We start from the raw sequence: 17,155 nt of genomic DNA, 5'->3' as shown, positions 1-17,155 counted from the left end.
CGGGGCGGTGCCCTGGACGGGGCCGGCGGCGGGACCCTGCAAGGGGGCGCCAGAACTCGCGGCGAGCCTCGGGACAGGGGCGGCGAGTGGCAGGGGGTCCTCTGTCAGGACAACGCCGGCTCGCGGTCGTCGGTGCTCGTGGGCAGGCAGGCCCAGACGTGCTTGCACCCGTCGTCGACGTACCAGCCGTGGGCCACCGACAGCCGGGCCACCAGGTAGAGCCCCAGGCCGCCCTGGGCGGGGTCGCGGTCGACCGCCGGGCTGGGCATGGTGTCGGGGGCGCGGTCACTGACGTCGAGCAGCCAGCCGCCGCTGCCGGCGATCACCGTGGCGACGACGGGGGACAACCCGTGCCGCAGCGCGTTGGACGCCAGCTCGTCGAAGGCGAGGATCAGCCGCTCGGCCGCGGTGTCGTCGTCGCCCCCCGGATAACCGACGCCGTCCAGCCGTGCCCGCAGCACCGCACGTGCCGCCGGCAGCTCGGCGATGGCCTGCAGATCCCACCGCCACACCTCGCCCCGACCGTCCGGAAGCGGGCGCAACGGCCACGCGAGTCGACCCACTGCCCTCTCCCCGTCCGTCGCTGTCTCCGACACGCACGGGGTTCCCAGGCGGCCGGAGGCTCAACCGTGTCATGGGTGTGTCCGACCCCTCGGAGTGACGCGCCTGACGTCCGCGCCGGTCAGCGCGGTGGGTGCACGCAGATCGCCACCAGCGCGACGTCGTCCTCCGGCGTGGCGGGCAGCATCCACGCCAGCAGCTCGTCGGCCAACTGCTCCAGGGGCCGGTCCGCCAGCGTGGCCAGGTGCCGACGCAGCCGGTCCACCCCGGTCTCGACGTCGCAGTCCCGGCGCTCCACCAGGCCGTCGGTGTAGAGCAGCACGACCGCGCCCGGACGCAGCGGCACGGTGCACTCCCGCCGCACCGCCGTCGGGTCCACCCCGAGCAGCAGGTCGCCCAGCCCGTCGCCGAGCACGGTCACCGTGCCGTCGGGGTCGGCGACCAGCGGCGGCGGGTGCCCGGCACTGGCCCAGCGCAGCCGCGTCCCGCCGTCCTCGAGCCGGGCGATGGCGGCGGTGGCCAGCGTGCCGGTGTGCATGGCGGCCATCGCGGCGTCCAGGCCGCGCAGCACCTCCGCAGGCCCGGCGCCGCTGTAGTGGGCGATGCCCCGCAGCAGCCCGCGCAGCTGACCCATCTCGGCCGCCGCGGCGGTGTCGTGCCCCGCGACGTCCCCGATGACCACGACCGGGTCGCCGTCGGTGTGCAGGAAGGCGTCGTACCAGTCCCCGCCGACGCGGGCGGCCTCCGCCGCGGGCACGTAGCGGGCCGCCACCTGCGCACCGGCGATGGTGGGCAGCTCGGTGAGCAGGCTGCGCTGCAGGGCCTCGGCGAGCTTGGCCTGCTGGCTCTGCCGGTGCACCCGGTCGACCGCGCGCCCCGCCTGTGCTGCGACCTCGCGTGCGGTGGCCAGGTCGTCGTCGTCGAACGTGCGCCCGGGGTCGAGGTACAGGGTGAGGACGCCGACCGCGCGGCCGTCGGCGGTCAGGGGCAGGACGACGGCCGTGTCCGGACCCAGCGCCAGGAGCAGGTCGTGGGCCGGGCCCGGTGGCATGAGCTCGAGGACGGCGGCGACCGGCTCCCGCGCCTCGCTGCCCGACCGCAGTGCGCGGGCGACGGGGGAGGCCGGCGGCAGGGTGTCCAGACGCACCTCGGCGTAGCGGTCGAGCAGCGGACGGCGGGCCGGGTCGGCGTGCCAGGAGCCGACGTCGCGGGCGCGGCCCTCCCGGTCGACGACGGTGACCACGCAGCCGTCGCTGAGCGCGGGGACGACCAGCCGGGCCAGGCTGCCCAGGGCCGACTCGCTGTCCAGCGCGCCGGCGAGCTCCCCGGTCACCGCGGCCAGCAGCGCCGTGCGTGCGCCGGCCCGTTCCGCGGCGTGACGGGCCTCCTCGGCGGCGCGGCGGGCCGCCTCGGCCTCCTCCTGCGCCTGCCGGCGCGCGGTGACGTCGACGAAGGCGAACGCCGCGCCGTCCGACACCGGCCACGCGTGCAGCGCCCACCAGCCGGGGCCGCCCCGCGGGTCGGGGACCTCGCGGGAGACCGGCGCACCCGAGGCCACGGCCTGGTGGCAGGCCCGGGTGACGGCGGCCGCCGTGCCGGCGCACAGGACCTCGGTGACCGGCCGTCCGACGACGGCGGCGGCAGGGCGGCCGAGCAGCCGCTCACCCTCGGCGTTGAGCAGCGCGAGCCGTCCGGCGGGGTCCAGGCAGCCCAGCGCAGCGGGCATGGTGGCCAGCACGCCGGTAGCCAGGGCGGCGCTCCGGTCGAGCGGCTCCGGCCACCCCCACGGGCGCGGCTGCGGTCCTGGGGTCACCACGAGGACCACCTCTCTCGGCGGGCCGGCCCCTGCCCCGACCTCGGAGCGCGCCTCCCCGCCGTCCCGCGGGCCGAGAGGGTGCCCGGATCGTGGCAGCGAGCGGGCGCGCTGCCAAGGCGCACCGGCGTGGCGCCCCCGCCGTCCGCTCGGTGTCCTCGGCCGGCCACGGGCCCAGGGTCGGACCCGGACCGCCCGGTCGGCAGAGCCCGACTGCCCGGGGTCCTCAGTCCCGCCCGGCGGCCTCGCGCACGGCGGCGGCGATCGCCTCGACGCCCTGCGAGGCCCACACGATCGAGTAGTGGTTGGTGTCGGGCACCTCGCGGGCGGTGATGCCGCTGGCGTCCAGGCCGAGCTGGGCCAGCCGCACCTCGTCGTAGAGGCCCGGCGTCTGGTCGAACAGCCCGCGGGTGGCCCACAGCAGGGTGGCGCGCACCGGCAGATCGGTCGTCGCCTCGAGCACCCGCTCGTTGAGCAGCACGTCCCCGCCGTCCACCCGCACCGCCTCCGGGACGCACGCGCTGCGCAGCGCCGGCGGCTCGCCGACCAGGTCCCGCGCCAGGTACGCCGCCACCGAGGGGACGTCGACCCACGGGCCGACCGCGGGGTGCTGCGCCCAGAAGGCCCGCACCGCGGCCAGATCGGGGAAGGTCATCGCCAGGCGGTCCAGGGACGGGCCGAGGAGCGCGGCCAGCATCGCGTCGAGGTCGGCACCGGGGGGCGTCGGGAACGACAGGCCGCCCTCGACCATCACCAGGCCGTGCACCCGGTCACGGGCCACGCCGGCGGCCGCCAGCGCCGCGACGTACGCGCCCATCGAGTGCCCGACGAGCACGGCGGCCTCGGCCCCCGTGTCGTCGTCCGCCCCGAGGGTGTCGAGGACGGCGGCGACGTCGGCGGCGTGCCGCTCCAGCCCGTACGGCCCGGGCAGCCCGGCGGACGCGGCCCGCCCGCGCAGGTCCGGCGCGACCACCTCGAACTCGCCGGCCAGCGCGCCCGCCACCCGCGCCCAGGCCATGGCGTTGGCCGTGATGCCGTGCACCAGGACGGCGATGGGAGCACCGGGGGCGTCGGCGGGCCAGTGCAGCGCGGCGAGCTCACCGCCCTCCACCGAGACGCGGATCAGCTCGGGGTCTCGGGCGGGGTCGCTCACGGTCCCCAGCCTGCCCGGGCGGCGCCGCGGTCGCAGCCGGACGCCGCCCCTCCCCGTCGGGATCGCCGCTCCCAGGAGTCCTCGGGCTCAGGCGCGCTCGATGGCGAAGGCGACGAGGAAGCCCAGGGTGGTGATGACGCCGGTCCAGGTGCGGGTGCGCTCGAAGGCCTCGGGGATCATGGTGTCGGCGATCATGGTGAGGATCGCGCCGGCCGCCACCGCGGTGATGACCGCGACCGCCTCGGGCGGCGCGTCGCCGAGCGCGGCGTAGCCGCCGAGCGCGGCCAGGCCACTGGCGAGCGCGATGCCGCCCCACACACCGAAGACGTAGCGGGCCGAGCGGCCGTTGCTCTTCATCCCGGCCGCCGACGAGAGCCCCTCGGGGACGTTGGAGATGAAGACCGCCGCCAGCACCGAGGCGCTCACGCTGCCCCCGCCGAGCAGGCCCAGGCCCAGCACCACCGACTCGGGGACGCCGTCGAGCAGCGCCCCGATCGCGATCGCCGCGCCGCTGCCGGACTGCTCCTGCTCCGAGGGCTGGCCCTCGTCGGGGTCGTGGCCCGAGCGCTTGCGGTGCCGGGCGCCGTGGCGGGCCAGTGCGGCGTTGGCGGCCAGGTAGGCCAGCGCGCCGCCGACGAAGCCGACCGCGGTCGCGGTCAGCCCACCGGTGTCGGCGGCCTCGGCCATCAGGTCGAAGGCCACCGCGGAGATCAGCACGCCGGAGCCGAAGGCCATCACCGAGGCGATCACCGTCTGCGGCACCCGCACGAACCAGGCGACCAGCGCACCGAGCACCAGCGCGCCGCCGCCGAGGAGGCCCCACAGGCCCGCTTCCAGCCAGGTCGGCACGCGTCGCCCCCGTCCTCCGTCGGCTCGGCGTCCCGCGGTTGCGGGCGCCGGCGCCGTCAGTGCCCCGAGGTCGGCGTCGCCAATCGAGACACCGGAGGGCAGGACGACTCTGTCCCCGCTCGGCCGCCGGCTCCACCGTGGCCGTGCGCGGGGGACGGTCCCGAGGAGACCCCGTGTCCGAGACGACGCAGATCCTCCGTCACCGCACCGTGACCCTCCCCGGCGGAGTGCGGCTGCACACCGTCGAGCAGGGTGACCCCCTTGGGCCGCCCGTCGTCCTGGTGCACGGCTGGCCGGACTCCTGGTTCTCCTGGAGTTCCGTCCTCCGGCACCTGGACCCGCGGCTGCGCGCCGTCGCCTACAGCCAGCGCGGGTTCGGCGACTCCGAGCACCCCGGGGACGGCTACGCCCTCGACCGGTTCGCCGACGACCTGGTGGCCCTCTGCGACGCGCTCGGCCTGGAGCGGACGCACCTGGTGGGCCACTCCTTCGGCAGCTTCGTGGTCCGCCGGGTGGCCGAGCAGCACCCCGAGCGGGTCGACCGGATGGTGCTGATCGGGTCGGCCGACCGGATGGGCGACCCGCTGGTCGAGGAGGTCCGGGCGGCGATCGCCGACCTGCCCGACCAGGTGCCCGACGACTTCGCGCGGGAGTTCGCCGCCGGCACCGTGCACCGGCCGGTGGTGCCCGAGTTCTTCGACGCGCTCGTCGCCGAGAGCCGCAAGGCACCGGGGTGGGTCTACCGGGACTCCTGGGAGGGCCTGGTCAACTCCGACGACCGCGACCGGCTCCGCGACGTCACGGCACCCACGCTGCTGCTGTGGGGCGACTCCGACGCCCTGTTCGACCGCGGCCAGCAGGACCGGCTCCTGGCCGCGCTCCCCGACGCCCGGCTGGAGGTCTACGACGACACCGGGCACTGCCCCAACTGGGAACGCCCGGAGGACGTCGCCGCGGACCTGGGCGACTTCCTCCTGCCCCGCTGACCGTCGGACCCCGGGGCCGTGGTCACCGGGGGGAGCCGGCCGCCGCGCCGGTCACCCGGTCCGGGTAGGTGGCGGTGAACCGCACCATCGCGCAGATGACCACGACCGGCACCACCCAGTCGAGCAGGAGCTCGAGGAGGTGGGTGCCCGAGGTGTCCGTCGCGTCGACACCGAGGGCGGTGGTCAGCAGCGACGCCGCTCCCATGGCCGTGATGGCGAGCGCCCAGGCCGTGCTGAGCACCCGGTTGATCTTCGTGAACGTCGGGGAGCCCCAGTACTCGCGGGGCGTCGTCTGGCGGGCGTACTCCGCGGTGAACGGCAGCACCGGCACGGTCAGCAGGAGATACAGGCCCAGGACCACGCCGACCAGCGGCCTGCCCCACTCGAACAGCCACCGGTCGACGCCGGGACCACCGACGAACCCGGTGACGGCGATGACGGCGAAGAGGACCAGCGAACCCAGGTCGAGGATCTGCGGGCCGTGCCGGCGGCGGTCCCGGAGCACCGCGACCGCCGCCATCACCGCCGCGACGAGCGCGCCCCACGCGACCTCGTCGGCGGCGAGCCGCTGGGCGACGACGGAGAACACGATCCACGGCAGGAAGCCGGTGACCAGGGCCAGCGGGGTCAACCCGGGCGACCTCGACCGGCCGGGACGTGCAGGTGCCGGGGCTGGTGTCGCGGTCATGTGAGGTGGCCTCCGATCTGCCGGAAGGCGGTCCGGGACGGCGGACGCAGCGTCCCGCTGTCCATGCTCGATCGGCCCCCCCGGGCGGACCAGGGCCCTTGGGGCCGGTCAGACGGCCCTCCAGGGTCCCGCCGCGAGCCTGCGAGTGGCTGGGCAGGAGGGTCCTCCCGCCCAGCCTGCGAGGGGTGAGCAGGACGGGGTCCTCACTCGGCGGGGTGGCTGAGCAGGTAGCGGCCGAAGTGCGGCACGGTGAAGGCGATCTGACCGCGCTCGGCGGAGAAGACCAGCCCCTTCTTGATGAGCGAGTCCCGCGCGGGGGAGAGGGACGCCGGCTTGCGGCCCAGCGACACCGCGACCTCCGAGGTGGACACGGCCGCCCCGGCCGGTCCGCCCAGCTCGGCCATCGCGTGCATGTACTCCCGTTCGGCGGGGGTGGCGCGGTCGTACCGGGAGCCGAAGAAGCCCACCGCGAGCTCGGCCTCGGCGACGGGTGCGGCCATGGCGACGTCCGCGGCGGTGATGGGGGAGGCGGCGGCGACGTCCCAGGTGACCTTGCCGTAGGCCTGCACGAAGTACGGGTAGCCGTCGGCGGCCGCGTACAGCGCGTCGAGCGCCTCCGGCTCGAAGGTGACCTCCTCCCGCTCGGCCGGCGCGAGCAGCGCCCGGTCGGCGGCGGGACGGTCCAGCCGGTCGATGCGCAGGTAGCGGAAGAGCCGCTCCGAGTAGCTCTTGGACGCCGAGAGCACCGCCGGCAGGTGCGGCAGCCCCGCGCCGACGACGATCAGCGGCGCGCCCTGCTGCGAGAGCTCGTGACAGGCCGCGCAGATCGCCGAGACGTCGTCGCTCTGCACGTCCTGCATCTCGTCGATGAAGAGCGCCACGCCCTTGCCGACGTCGGCGGCCAGCCCCGCGGCGTCGCTGAGCAGCTCGACCAGGTCGATCTCCATGTCGCCGGAGTCGGCCCGCCCGCTGGACGCCGGGACGTCGATGCCCGGCTGCCATCGGTCGCGGAGCCGGGGTGGGTGGGGCGATGACTCCGCCGTCTGCCGCAGCGCGAAGGCCTTGAGCACGCCGAGGACGGCGTCCATGGACTCCTGGTCGGGGTGGCGCAGCTCGCGCAGGGCCATGTGCAGCGCGGAGGAGACCGGCCGACGCAGCGACTGGTCCGGTCGCGCCTCGATCTTCCCGGTGCCCCAGCCGCGGCCGATCGCCGCCGAGCGCAGCTGGTTGAGCAGCACCGTCTTCCCGACCCCGCGCAGCCCCGTCAACACCAGCGAGCGCTCCGGGCGGCCGTGCGCGATCCGCTCCAGGACGACGTCGAAGGCCGCCAGCTCGTCGTCCCGCCCGGCCAGCTCGGGTGGACGTTGGCCGGCGCCGGGGGCGTACGGGTTCCGCACGGGGTCCATGTCGGGCACCGTATGCGCGCCTCTAGCCCCGCCCGTAGAAGCGCCTAGAGAGCGCGATCGTGTCGCGGTGCGGTCCGTGTGCCGTCACACGGGGTGTGCGGCCGGGTCACAGCTGCGGGTCCTCGGCCGCCAGCTGCTGGATCCGCTGCGCGCGCTGCTCGGCCCGGTCGGCCGCGCGCAGGTGCTCCTCGCGGCTGCCGGGGTCCTGGGCGTCCACCTCGGCCAGCCGTCGGTGCACCGTGGCGACCTCCATCAGCTTGGAGGCGGCGTTGTAGATGGCACCCTCGACCGCCTGGTGCTGCGCGTCCAGCAGCGTCCGGGCCGACCACGCGTGCCCCACGTGGCAGGTGTAGCTGACCGTGTTGTCCGGGGCGGCCTCGTACATGCCGCCCTGGCACTCCGGGCAGCCGAGCGCGGCAGGGCTGCCCCGGTCGGTGACCGCGGTCGGTCCGCCGTTCATCGTGGGGCTCCTCTCCGGGGGGTCGGGCTGGAGCGGCGCGTCGGGGACGTCGGCGGACGGCCGGACCAGCTGGGTGACCACGGCCGCGAGGTCGGCGGTGGCCACCTTCCGCGCCCGCCGGACGGCGGCCAGCGTGGCCCGCGGCATCGCCGAGACCCGCGCCTCCGCGGGGTCCTGCACCACCACGACGCCGTCCTGCGCCGCGACGACCGCCGCACCCACCGCGCCGTCGTCCAGGGCTCCGGAGAGGACGACGGCGACGACGCCGGGACCGAACGCGGCCGCGGCGCTGCGGAACAGCGGGTCGACGGCCGGCCGCTGGCGGTTCTCCCGCGGGCCGCGGGTCAACCGCACCCGCTCACTGCGGACGGTCAGGTGGTGGTCGGGCGGGCCGACGAGGATCGTGCCCGGCGACAGCCGCTGCCTGTCGGACGCGGGGGAGGCCGGCAGCGGGCCGCAGCGGGACAGCAGGGCCGGCAGGTGGCTGTCGGCCGTCGACGGCAGGTGCACGACGACCAGCACGGCCGCCGGGAGGTCGGCGGGCAGGCCGGCGACCAGCGTCTGCAGCGGCGCGATGCCGCCCGCGGACGCCCCCACCACCACCAGCCGATCGACCACCGGCCCGCCTCCGCCCGGTCGCGCTCCGGCCCGGTGTTACCCGCGAGGGCGAGGACCGACGCGTCAGGAGGCGGAGCGGCCCCCGTCGTCCGGACGGGGCGGGAGGGCGCAGGCCGCCGTCCCGCCGGGCAGCCGCATGCGGTTGGCCGCCACCACCCGGTAGACCCGGGCGGCCAGCGTCCGTACCAGGGGCAGCTGCAGCAGCCGGCCCAGCACCGCCCAGCCGGGCCCGGCCGCGCGCAGGGCCGCGGCGACCGCGCGCGCCCCGCCGACGACGTCCCCCGTGCGCGGCACCCACAGCACCTCCTGCTGCGCGCGCTCCGCGGTGGTGCCGACGGAGGGGAGGTCGGCGCGCTGCCACGGCACGACGGCGCAGTCGGCGGGCAGCACCCGCCGGGCGACGGCCGCCGCGCGGGTGCAGAAGCCGCAGTCGCCGTCGAAGACCAGGGCCGGTCGCTGCACGGCGTCCCCTCTCGCGTCGGTGTCCCGATCGTCCGCCGCCCTCTGGAGTCGATCACGGGGTTGTGCCGGGCGACACGCGAGGACACGCCGAGGGAGGTCACGACGACCCCGTGGTCACGACGACCCCGTGGTCACGGCGGACGGGAGCGCGTCGAGCCGCGTCTGGCCGTCTCTAGTCCTGGGCCTAGAGGGGCGTAGAGGTGCCGACACGCAGGGTCCTCGCAGGTGCCGCCACTAGCGTGGGCCGGGTGCTGAGGTTCCTGGTCAAGGTCGTCCTCATGGCCGCCGTCTTCTACGGCGTCGCCTACCTGGTGAACGGCATCGAGGTGATCCCGAACCCGAACGGGCCGCTCGGCGAGCCCGGCACCTACCTGTGGATCGCGCTGATCTTCGCGGTGGTCAACGCGGTCGTCGGGCCGGTCCTGCGGCTGCTGTCGTTCCCGTTCGTCCTGGTCACGCTCGGGTTGTTCCTGCTCGTGGTGAACGCGGCGCTGCTCGGCCTCACCGCCGCCCTCACCGACCGACTGCAGGTCGACGGCTTCGGCAGCGCGGTCCTCGGTGGCCTGCTGCTGGCCATCGGCGGCTGGATCGCCGACCAGCTCACCGAGCGCCGCTGAGCTTCGGCCCTGCAGGGGGCCTCCACCGGCCGCGTCCAGAGGCTCGCCGCGAGCCTGCGAGGGGTAGGGGAGGACGGGCGGCCCCCTGCAGGGCCCCGCCACGAGCGTGGTGACGTGCTGGAACGGCCACCCTTCAGGGGCCCACGCCGAGCGTGCGAGGTGTGGGGGAAGGGTGGTCCTTGAACTAGCGTCGGTGTCATGACCCGCACCACCGGCGCGGTCCCGGCGATCCCGGTACCGGCTCCAGCGGACGACGGCACGCCCGCCGCCGTGACCGACCTCGCCGCCCTCGAGGCGGAACGGAGCGAGAAGCGTCGCCTGCTGGAGCGGGCGGCCCGGGCGGCCCTGGAGGGAGCCCCGGGCCTGCCCGCCGGCTGCGGCGCGGACGACGTCCCGGCCCTGCTGCGCCGCTACTACTGGAGCGAACCGGCCGCGGAGGTGCTCGACCAGGACCCGGCCGACCTCGCCGCCCTCGCGTTGCGGCACCTGCGGCTGGCCGAGGTGCGTCCCCAGGGGTCGGCCACGGTCGACGTCCAGGAGCTGCCCGCCCGCGACGGCGCCGGGCCACGCGCGCTGGTGCTGGTCGTCACCGACGACATGCCCTTCCTCGTCGACTCGGTGACCGCCGAGGTGGTGCGGCAGGGCTTCGGCCTCGAGCACGTCGTCCACCCGGTGCTGGTGGTCCGCCGCGACGTGACCGGCCGGATCCGCGCGTTCTGCGACAGCGCCGACCCCCAGGAGTGCGGCGCCGACGCGCTCGCCGAGTCCTGGATGGCCGTCGTCCTCGACGGGCCGCTGGACGACGAGGCGACCGGCGACCTGGTCAGCGGCCTGCGCACCGTGCTGGACGACGTCCGGGCCGTGCACGAGGACGCCGCCCGGATGCGGACCCGCGCCCTCGAGCTCGCCGACCGGCTGGAGCGGACGACCGTCTCCCAGGAGACCCCCGCCGACCCGGCCGACGACCCCGCCGAGGCAGCCGCGCTGCTGCGCTGGCTCACCGACGGCAACTTCGTCTTCCTGGGCGCGCGGGACGTCGACCTGGTCCGGAACGAGGGCCGGACGACGGCCCGCCCGGTCGCCGGCAGCGGGCTGGGCGTGCTGCGCGGGGACGCCGACATCGCCACCGCCCCCGAGGCCGCCCCGGGCACCACGCTGCTCGCCGTCACCAAGGCCGACGCCCGCTCCACCGTGCACCGCCGCACCTGGCTCGACCTGGTCACGGTCACCCTCCCCGGCCCGGACGGGAGCCCGGCCCGGCAGCACCGGCTGGTCGGGCTGTTCCCGACGGCGGCCGCCGCGCACACCGTCCGCGAGGTGCCGCTGGTGCGCCGGCGGGCGGCCGAGGTGGTGGAGCGCTCCGGCGTCCCGGCCGACAGCCACACCGGCAAGGCGCTGCTCGACGTCCTGGAGACCTACCCCCGCGACGAGCTGTTCCAGGTCGGCACCGACGAGCTGCTGCCGGTGGCGCTCGCCGTCCTGCACCTGCAGGAGCGCCGGCAGACCCGGTTGTTCCTCCGCCGGGACCCGGGGGACCGGTTCTGGTCGGCGATCGTCTACCTGCCCCGCGACCGGTACACGACCGAGGTCCGGCTGGCGGTCCAGCAGCTGCTGCTCGAGCGGCTGGGCGGCTCGTCGATCGAGTACTCCGCGCGGGTCACCGAGTCGGTGCTGGCCCGGCTGCACTTCGTCGTCCGCCCGCCGGTGGCGCGGGGCGGGCGGGCCACGCTGCCCGAGGTCGACGTGCCGGCGTTGCAGGACGCGCTGGCCGCCGTCGTCCGCAGCTGGACCGACGAGCTCGCCGACGCGCTGGCCGCCCGCTACGGCGCGGACGCCGAGCGCCGCTTCGCCCGGGTCGCCGACGCCTTCCCCGCCGCCTACCAGGAGGACTTCCCGGCGACGACCGCCGTCGAGGACCTCGAGCGGCTCGACGGGCTGGCCGAGGGCGAGCTCGGGCTGGTGCTGCGGCGTCCGGCGGGGGCGTCGGAGGCCGAGCCGCGGCTGGCGGTCTACCGGGTGGGCCGGCGGCTGCTGCTCTCCGACGTGCTGCCGATGCTGCAGCACCTGGGCGTCGACGTCGTCGACGAGCGGCCCTACGAGATCGACCGGATCGGCGCCCCGCTGGCCTGGATCTACGACTTCGGGCTGACCGCGCCGGCCGGCGACCTGCCCTTCCCCGGCTCGCTCCCCGAGCGCTTCACCGAGGCGCTGTCGGCGGTGTGGCGGGGCGACGCCGAGGACGACGGCCTCGGCGCGCTGGTGCTGCTGGCCGGGCTGAACTGGCGGCAGGTGACCGTCGTCCGCGCGTACGTGCAGTGGCTCCGGCAGGCCGGTCTGCCCTTCGGCCAGCGGTACGTGGAGACGACGCTGGCCGCGCACCCCGACGTCGTCGCCCGGCTGGTCGCGCTGTTCGAGACCCGCTTCTCTCCGGGCCGGGACGTCGGGCGGGCGGCGCGCCAGGAGGAGCTGGTCCGGTCGCTGCGCGAGGCGATCGGCCGCGTGGAGTCGCTGGACGCCGACCGGGTGCTCACCGCCCTGCTCGCCGCCGTCCTGGCCACCCAGCGGACGACCTACTACGCGGGCGGTCCTCTGGCGCTGAAGCTGCACCCGGCCGAGGTCCCCGACGTGCCCGAGCCGCGGCCGGCGCGCGAGGTGTGGGTGAGCTCGCCGCGGGTGATGGGTGTGCACCTGCGCTTCGGCGCCGTCGCGCGCGGCGGGCTGCGCTGGTCCGACCGGCACGAGGACCTCCGCACGGAGGTGCTCGGCCTGGTCAAGGCGCAGATGGTGAAGAACACCGTCATCGTGCCGACCGGTGCCAAGGGCGGCTTCGTCGTCCGCAGGCCGCCGGCGGAGAGCGAGGGCCGGGACGCGTGGCTCGCCGAGGGGCAGGCCTGCTACCGGCTCTTCATCGGCGCGCTGCTGTCCCTCACCGACAACTGGGTCCAATCGGACGGGGTGGCCCCCGGCAAGGTGGCCCCACCGGAGCGGGTGGTCCGCCACGACGGCGACGACACCTACCTCGTCGTCGCCGCCGACAAGGGGACGGCGACCTTCTCCGACCTGGCCAACGCGGTGGCGCTGGAGCGCGGCTTCTGGCTGGGTGACGCCTTCGCCTCCGGCGGCTCGGTCGGCTACGACCACAAGGCCATGGGCATCACCGCCCGCGGCGCCTGGGAGTCGGTGACCCGGCACTTCCGCGAGCTGGACCTGGACGTGCAGAGCCAGGACTTCACCGTGGTCGGCGTCGGGGACATGTCCGGCGACGTCTTCGGCAACGGGATGCTGCTGTCCGAGCACATCCGGCTGGTGGCCGCCTTCGACCACCGGCACGTCCTCGTCGACCCCACGCCGGACGCCGCCACGTCGTTCGTGGAACGGAAGCGGCTGTTCGAGCTGCCGCGCTCCTCGTGGGCCGACTACGACCCCGCGCTGATCAGCCCGGGCGGCGGCGTGTGGCCCCGGACGGCGAAGGCGGTGCCGGTCAGCGAGCCGATGCGCACCGCGCTCGGCCTGGCCGACGACGTCGACACGCTGTCCCCGGTGGAGCTCATCCGCGCCGTCCTGCTGGCGCCGGTCGACCTGCTGTTCAACGGCGGCATCGGCACCTACGTCAAGGCCTCGACCGAGAGCGCGCTGGACGTGGGGGACAAGGCCAACGACGCCGTCCGGGTCGACGGTCGCGACCTGCGGGTGCGCGTGGTGGGGGAGGGCGGGAACCTCGGCCTGACCCAGCGCGGGCGGGTGGAGTACGCGCTGCACGGCGGCCGGGTGAACACCGACGCCATCGACAACTCCGCCGGCGTGGACACCTCCGACCACGAGGTCAACATCAAGATCGCGCTGGACCGGGTGGTGGAGGCCGGCGAGCTGGACGCCGAGGGGCGCGCGGCGCTGCTCGGCGAGATGACCGACGAGGTCGCCGCCGCCGTCCTGACCGACAACCACGCGCAGAACGCGACCCTCGCCGTCGAGGTGACCTCCGCGCGCAGCCTGCTCGACGCGCACGCCCGGTTCCTGCGGGCGCTGGAGCGCTCCGGCCGGCTGGTGCGCAGCGTCGAGTTCCTCCCCGACGACCGGCAGCTGGCCGAGCGGCGGCGGGACGGGCGGGCGCTGACCAGCCCGGAGCTCTCGGTGCTGCTGGCCTACGCCAAGCTCGAGACCGGGGACGCCGTGGTGGCCTCGGACCTGCCCGACGACCCGGCGCTGGAGGAGCTGCTCGTCGGCTACTTCCCGGCCGAGCTGCGCCGCCGCTTCCCCGCGGCGGTCTCCGGGCACCCGCTGCGCCGGGAGATCATCGCGACCGCGCTGATCAACCGCGCGGTCAACGTGGCCGGGGTGACCGGGCTGTTCCGGCTGTCCGAGGAGACCGGGGTCCCGCTGGCCGGGGTGGTGCGGGCGCACGCGGTCGCCCGAGCGGTGTTCGAGGTGGACCGGTTGTGGGACGCCGTCCGCCCGCTGGACAACCGGGTGCAGGCGACCACCCAGGTGGAGCTGCGCACCGAGGCGACCCGGCTGGCCGAGCGGGCGGCGCGCTGGCTGCTGCGGCTGCCGGAGCTGACCGCGGCCGAGGCCGCCCCGCTGGGCGACCTGACCGGCCGCTTCGCCGCCCCGGTGGCCGCGGTCCGTGCCGGGCTGCCGTCGTGGCTGCTGGGTGCCGAGGCGGCCGCGTTCACCGAGCGGACCGACCGGCTGCGGCGGGCCGGGGTGCCCGAGCCGCTGGCCGCGGAGGTGGCCGCCGCACCCCTGCTGCCCGCAGCGCTGGACCTCGCGGTCGTCGCCGAGCGCACCGGCGCCCCGATCGAGCTGGCCGGGCAGGTCCACCAGGAGGTGGCCGAGCGGCTGGCACTGGTGCCCCTGCGCGAGCTGGTCGTCGCGCTGCCCCGCGACCGCCGCTGGCCGGCGATGGCCCGCGCCTCGCTGCGCGACGACCTGACCACCGAGCAGGCCGCGCTCACCGCCGAGGTGCTCGCGGGGCGGGGGCCCGGCACCGAGGACGCCAGCGCGCTCGTGGCGCGCTGGGTCGCGGGCTGGGACGGCACGCAGCAGCGGGCGGCCGCCCAGCTCGTCGACATCACCGCGGGGGACCGGCAGGAGCTGGCCGAGCTGCTGGTCGCCGTCCGGACCCTGCGCGGCCTGCGCCGCCGGGGCTGAGCGAGGACGCCGTCCTCCTCACCGTGGAAGGACCCCGTCCTCCCCACCCCTCGCAGGCTCGGGGCGGGGGTCCGGGACGGGGCCGGCAGCGAGCCTCTGGACGGGGCCGACCCGGGACGGGGCCACGGCGGGACTCACCGGGACCGATGAGTACGCGGGCCGACCGGGGTCGGACCAACGTGACGGACGGATGGCGGGCGGTCGCGGACGAGCGGGCGGCCCTGGTGGCGGACCTGGAGTGGCTCGGCGTCGGCGCCTGGCGGAGACCGTCGCTGTGTGCGGGGCTCAACGTCGCGGAGGTCGTCGCCCACCTGACCGCGGGGGCGAGCTCGGGTCCCGTCCGGTGGCTGGCCGGGCTCGCCCGGTGCCGCTTCGACGTCGACCGGATGGTCGACATGCGCCTGCGTGAGCAGCTCGGCAGCGCTCCGGACGAGACGCTGCGGCGGTTCCGCGATGTCGTCGACAGCCGGACGGCGCCGAGCCGGCACGTCGACGCCTGGCTGGGGGAGGTCGTCGTGCACGGCGAGGACGTCCGCCGTCCCCTCGGGATCCACCACGCCTACGCCCCCGACGCCCTCGAGCGGGTGGCGCGGTTCTACGCGGCGCGCGACTTCACGGTCCCGTCGAGGCGGCGCTCGGCGGGCCTGCGGCTGGAAGCGGCGGACGGCTCCTTCGCGGCGGGGGAGGGGCCGGTGGTCCGCGGCCGCACCGTCGACCTGGTGCTCGCCATGGCCGGTCGCCCCGTGGCCCTGGAGCACCTCGACGGCCCGGGTCTGCCCACCTTCGCGACCCGGGTGGCGTCGTCGTCCGGTCGAGCGCCGTCTACGGCTGTCTAGCGTCGGCCCGAGACAACCGCAGACTCCGGTCGAACGGGGCGGAGCGGCCGTGCCGGCGACGGTCGAGGTGCATCTCGGTTCGTCTACCTCCACCGCTAGAGAGACGTAGACGGCGTCAGAGGGGCGGACGGCGCTCCCCGAAGCGGGTCGCCTGCTCGAAGGCGTGCCCGACCTCCAGGACCCGCCGGTCGGCCCGCGGTGCGGCGATCACCTGCAGGCCCACGGGCAGGCCGTCCGGGGTGAACCCGCCGGGTACCGACAGCGCCGGGCAGCCGGTCGGCGTGATGAGCGTGCAGGAGCGCATCCAGGCCAGGTAGTCCTCCAGCGGCTGCCCGTCGATCTCGGTCGGGTACTCCTGCTCCACCGGGAAGGGCAGCACCTGCGTCGTCGGCGCCAGCAGGACGTCGTAGCGGTCGAAGAAGCCGACCACGCGCTCGTAGAGGGCCGTGTGGGTGATCTCGGCGCGGGCGACGTCGGCACCGGTCAGCTTCGCGCCCAGGGCGGCGTTCCAGCGGATCGACTCCTTGAGCTGGTCCGGGTGCTGCCGGGCCAGGTCGCTGAAGGTCGCGTCGAACACCCAGGCCCGCAGCGTGCCGAAGACGTCGTCGGCGCCCGAGAGGTCGGGGCAGTCGGCCTCCACGGTGGCGCCGAGCTCCTCGAACACCGCCACGCTCCGCGACAGCACCGCGGTGATCTCCGGGTCCACGCGCACCCGCCCGCCCAGGTCCGGGGCCCAGGCCACCCGCAGCCCGTCGAGGCGCTCGGGCAGCGGTGCGGCGAACGGTGCGCCCGGGGCGTCGAGGGAGATCGGCACGCGGCGGTCGGGTCCGGCCATCGCCGAGAGCACCAGCGCGACGTCGGCCACGGTCCGGCCCATGGGCCCCTGCACCGACAGCTGCGACCAGCCCATCGCCGCCGGCCAGGTCGGCACCCGGCCCGGCGTGGGCCGCAGCCCGACGACGTTGCAGAACGCCGCCGGGTTGCGCAGTGACCCGCCGAAGTCACTGCCGTCGGCGACCGGTGCGAACCCCGCGGCCAGCGCCGCGGCCGCGCCCCCGCTCGAGCCGCCGGCCGACAGCCCGTGCCGGTACGGGTTGTGGGTGACGCCGAACAGCGGGTTGAACGTGTGCGAGCCCGCCGCGAACTCCGGCACGTTGGTCTTGCCGATGCGCACCGTCCCGGCCGCGCGCAGCCGGGCGACCACCAGCTCGTCGTCCGCCGGCACGGTGTCGGCGAGCGGGGAGCCCCAGGTGGTGCGCATGCCGCCGGTGGCGTGGGTGTCCTTGTGCGCCACCGGCAGCCCGTGCAGCGGGCCGACGTCCTCGCCGGAGGCCAGCGCGGCGTCGGCGGCGTCGGCGGCGGCACGGGCCCCCTCGGCGTCCAGCGTGACGACCGCGTTGACCCGGCCGTCGAACTCGTCGATGCGCGCCAGGCAGGCGTCGGTCAGCTCACGCGCGGACAGCCGGCGGGAGCGGATCAGTGCCGCCAGCTCGGTCGCCGGACGCAGGCACAACTCGTCGGTGCTCACGGCAGAACTCTGACATGCACTGCGGGT

At 76.1% G+C, this 17,155-nt stretch carries 13 protein-coding genes; 4 read left to right on the top strand and 9 right to left on the bottom strand.

Annotation, left to right across the window (positions count from 1 at the left end; translation table 11 throughout):
• Positions 1–104 precede the first annotated feature (104 nt).
• From ACU610_RS19200 to ACU610_RS19185, 4 genes are all read right to left on the bottom strand, one after another.
• Positions 105–563, bottom strand: a complete 459-nt coding sequence (locus tag ACU610_RS19200; protein ID WP_446769293.1) for an ATP-binding protein — start codon at positions 561–563, stop codon at positions 105–107.
• A gap of 119 nt (positions 564–682) precedes the next feature.
• Positions 683–2,374 (bottom strand): SpoIIE family protein phosphatase, encoded by a 1,692-nt coding sequence (locus ACU610_RS19195; protein WP_446769292.1) that lies wholly within the window; start codon positions 2,372–2,374, stop codon positions 683–685.
• Positions 2,375–2,600: 226 nt separating this feature from the next.
• Positions 2,601–3,527 (bottom strand): alpha/beta hydrolase, encoded by a 927-nt coding sequence (locus tag ACU610_RS19190; protein ID WP_446769291.1) that lies wholly within the window; start codon positions 3,525–3,527, stop codon positions 2,601–2,603.
• 87 nt (positions 3,528–3,614) lie between these two features.
• Positions 3,615–4,376, bottom strand: a complete 762-nt coding sequence (locus ACU610_RS19185) for a ZIP family metal transporter (protein WP_446769290.1) — start codon at positions 4,374–4,376, stop codon at positions 3,615–3,617.
• Positions 4,377–4,549: 173 nt separating this feature from the next.
• Between ACU610_RS19185 and ACU610_RS19180 the strand changes: the two genes are divergently transcribed.
• The gene (locus ACU610_RS19180) at positions 4,550–5,362 is read left to right on the top strand and encodes an alpha/beta fold hydrolase (RefSeq protein WP_446769289.1); all 813 of its coding nucleotides are present in this window, start codon (positions 4,550–4,552) and stop codon (positions 5,360–5,362) included.
• Between the two features lie 22 nt (positions 5,363–5,384).
• Here the strand turns inward: ACU610_RS19180 and ACU610_RS19175 are convergent, their stop codons facing one another.
• The 4 genes from ACU610_RS19175 to ACU610_RS19160 all read right to left on the bottom strand — a co-directional run bounded on the left by ACU610_RS19175 (position 5,385) and on the right by ACU610_RS19160 (position 8,996).
• Positions 5,385–5,993: a hypothetical protein gene (locus tag ACU610_RS19175; RefSeq protein WP_446769288.1), complete on the bottom strand. Its 609-nt coding sequence runs from the start codon at positions 5,991–5,993 to the stop codon at positions 5,385–5,387.
• 260 nt (positions 5,994–6,253) lie between these two features.
• A complete protein-coding gene (locus tag ACU610_RS19170) occupies positions 6,254–7,456 on the bottom strand; it encodes an ATP-binding protein (RefSeq protein WP_446769287.1) in 1,203 nt (400 codons plus the stop codon).
• A gap of 106 nt (positions 7,457–7,562) precedes the next feature.
• A complete protein-coding gene (locus ACU610_RS19165; protein WP_446769286.1) occupies positions 7,563–8,534 on the bottom strand; it encodes a chemotaxis protein CheB in 972 nt (323 codons plus the stop codon).
• A 63-nt stretch (positions 8,535–8,597) separates the two neighbouring features.
• Positions 8,598–8,996, bottom strand: coding sequence for a thiol-disulfide oxidoreductase DCC family protein (locus ACU610_RS19160; protein ID WP_446769285.1), 399 nt, complete (start codon positions 8,994–8,996; stop codon positions 8,598–8,600).
• 248 nt (positions 8,997–9,244) lie between these two features.
• Here ACU610_RS19160 and ACU610_RS19155 point away from each other — a divergent pair, with 248 nt between their 5' ends.
• The 3 genes from ACU610_RS19155 (at position 9,245) to ACU610_RS19145 (ending at position 15,600) form a co-directional block, all read left to right on the top strand.
• Positions 9,245–9,613 carry a phage holin family protein gene (locus ACU610_RS19155; protein ID WP_446769284.1) on the top strand — a complete coding sequence of 123 codons (369 nt, stop codon included), beginning with the start codon at positions 9,245–9,247 and terminating at the stop codon, positions 9,611–9,613.
• Between the two features lie 198 nt (positions 9,614–9,811).
• Entirely contained in the window at positions 9,812–14,764 is a 4,953-nt protein-coding gene (locus tag ACU610_RS19150) for an NAD-glutamate dehydrogenase (protein WP_446769283.1), read from the top strand.
• 179 nt (positions 14,765–14,943) lie between these two features.
• Positions 14,944–15,600, top strand: a complete 657-nt coding sequence (locus ACU610_RS19145; protein ID WP_446769282.1) for a maleylpyruvate isomerase family mycothiol-dependent enzyme — start codon at positions 14,944–14,946, stop codon at positions 15,598–15,600.
• A gap of 115 nt (positions 15,601–15,715) precedes the next feature.
• Here ACU610_RS19145 and ACU610_RS19140 read toward each other — a convergent pair whose 3' ends face one another.
• Positions 15,716–17,128 (bottom strand): amidase, encoded by a 1,413-nt coding sequence (locus ACU610_RS19140; RefSeq protein WP_446769281.1) that lies wholly within the window; start codon positions 17,126–17,128, stop codon positions 15,716–15,718.
• Positions 17,129–17,155 lie beyond the last annotated feature (27 nt).

Source organism: Geodermatophilus sp. URMC 61 (genome assembly GCF_052931555.1).
Note: the sequence above shows the minus strand (reverse complement) of the source record. Positions and strands in the feature narration are given on the sequence as shown.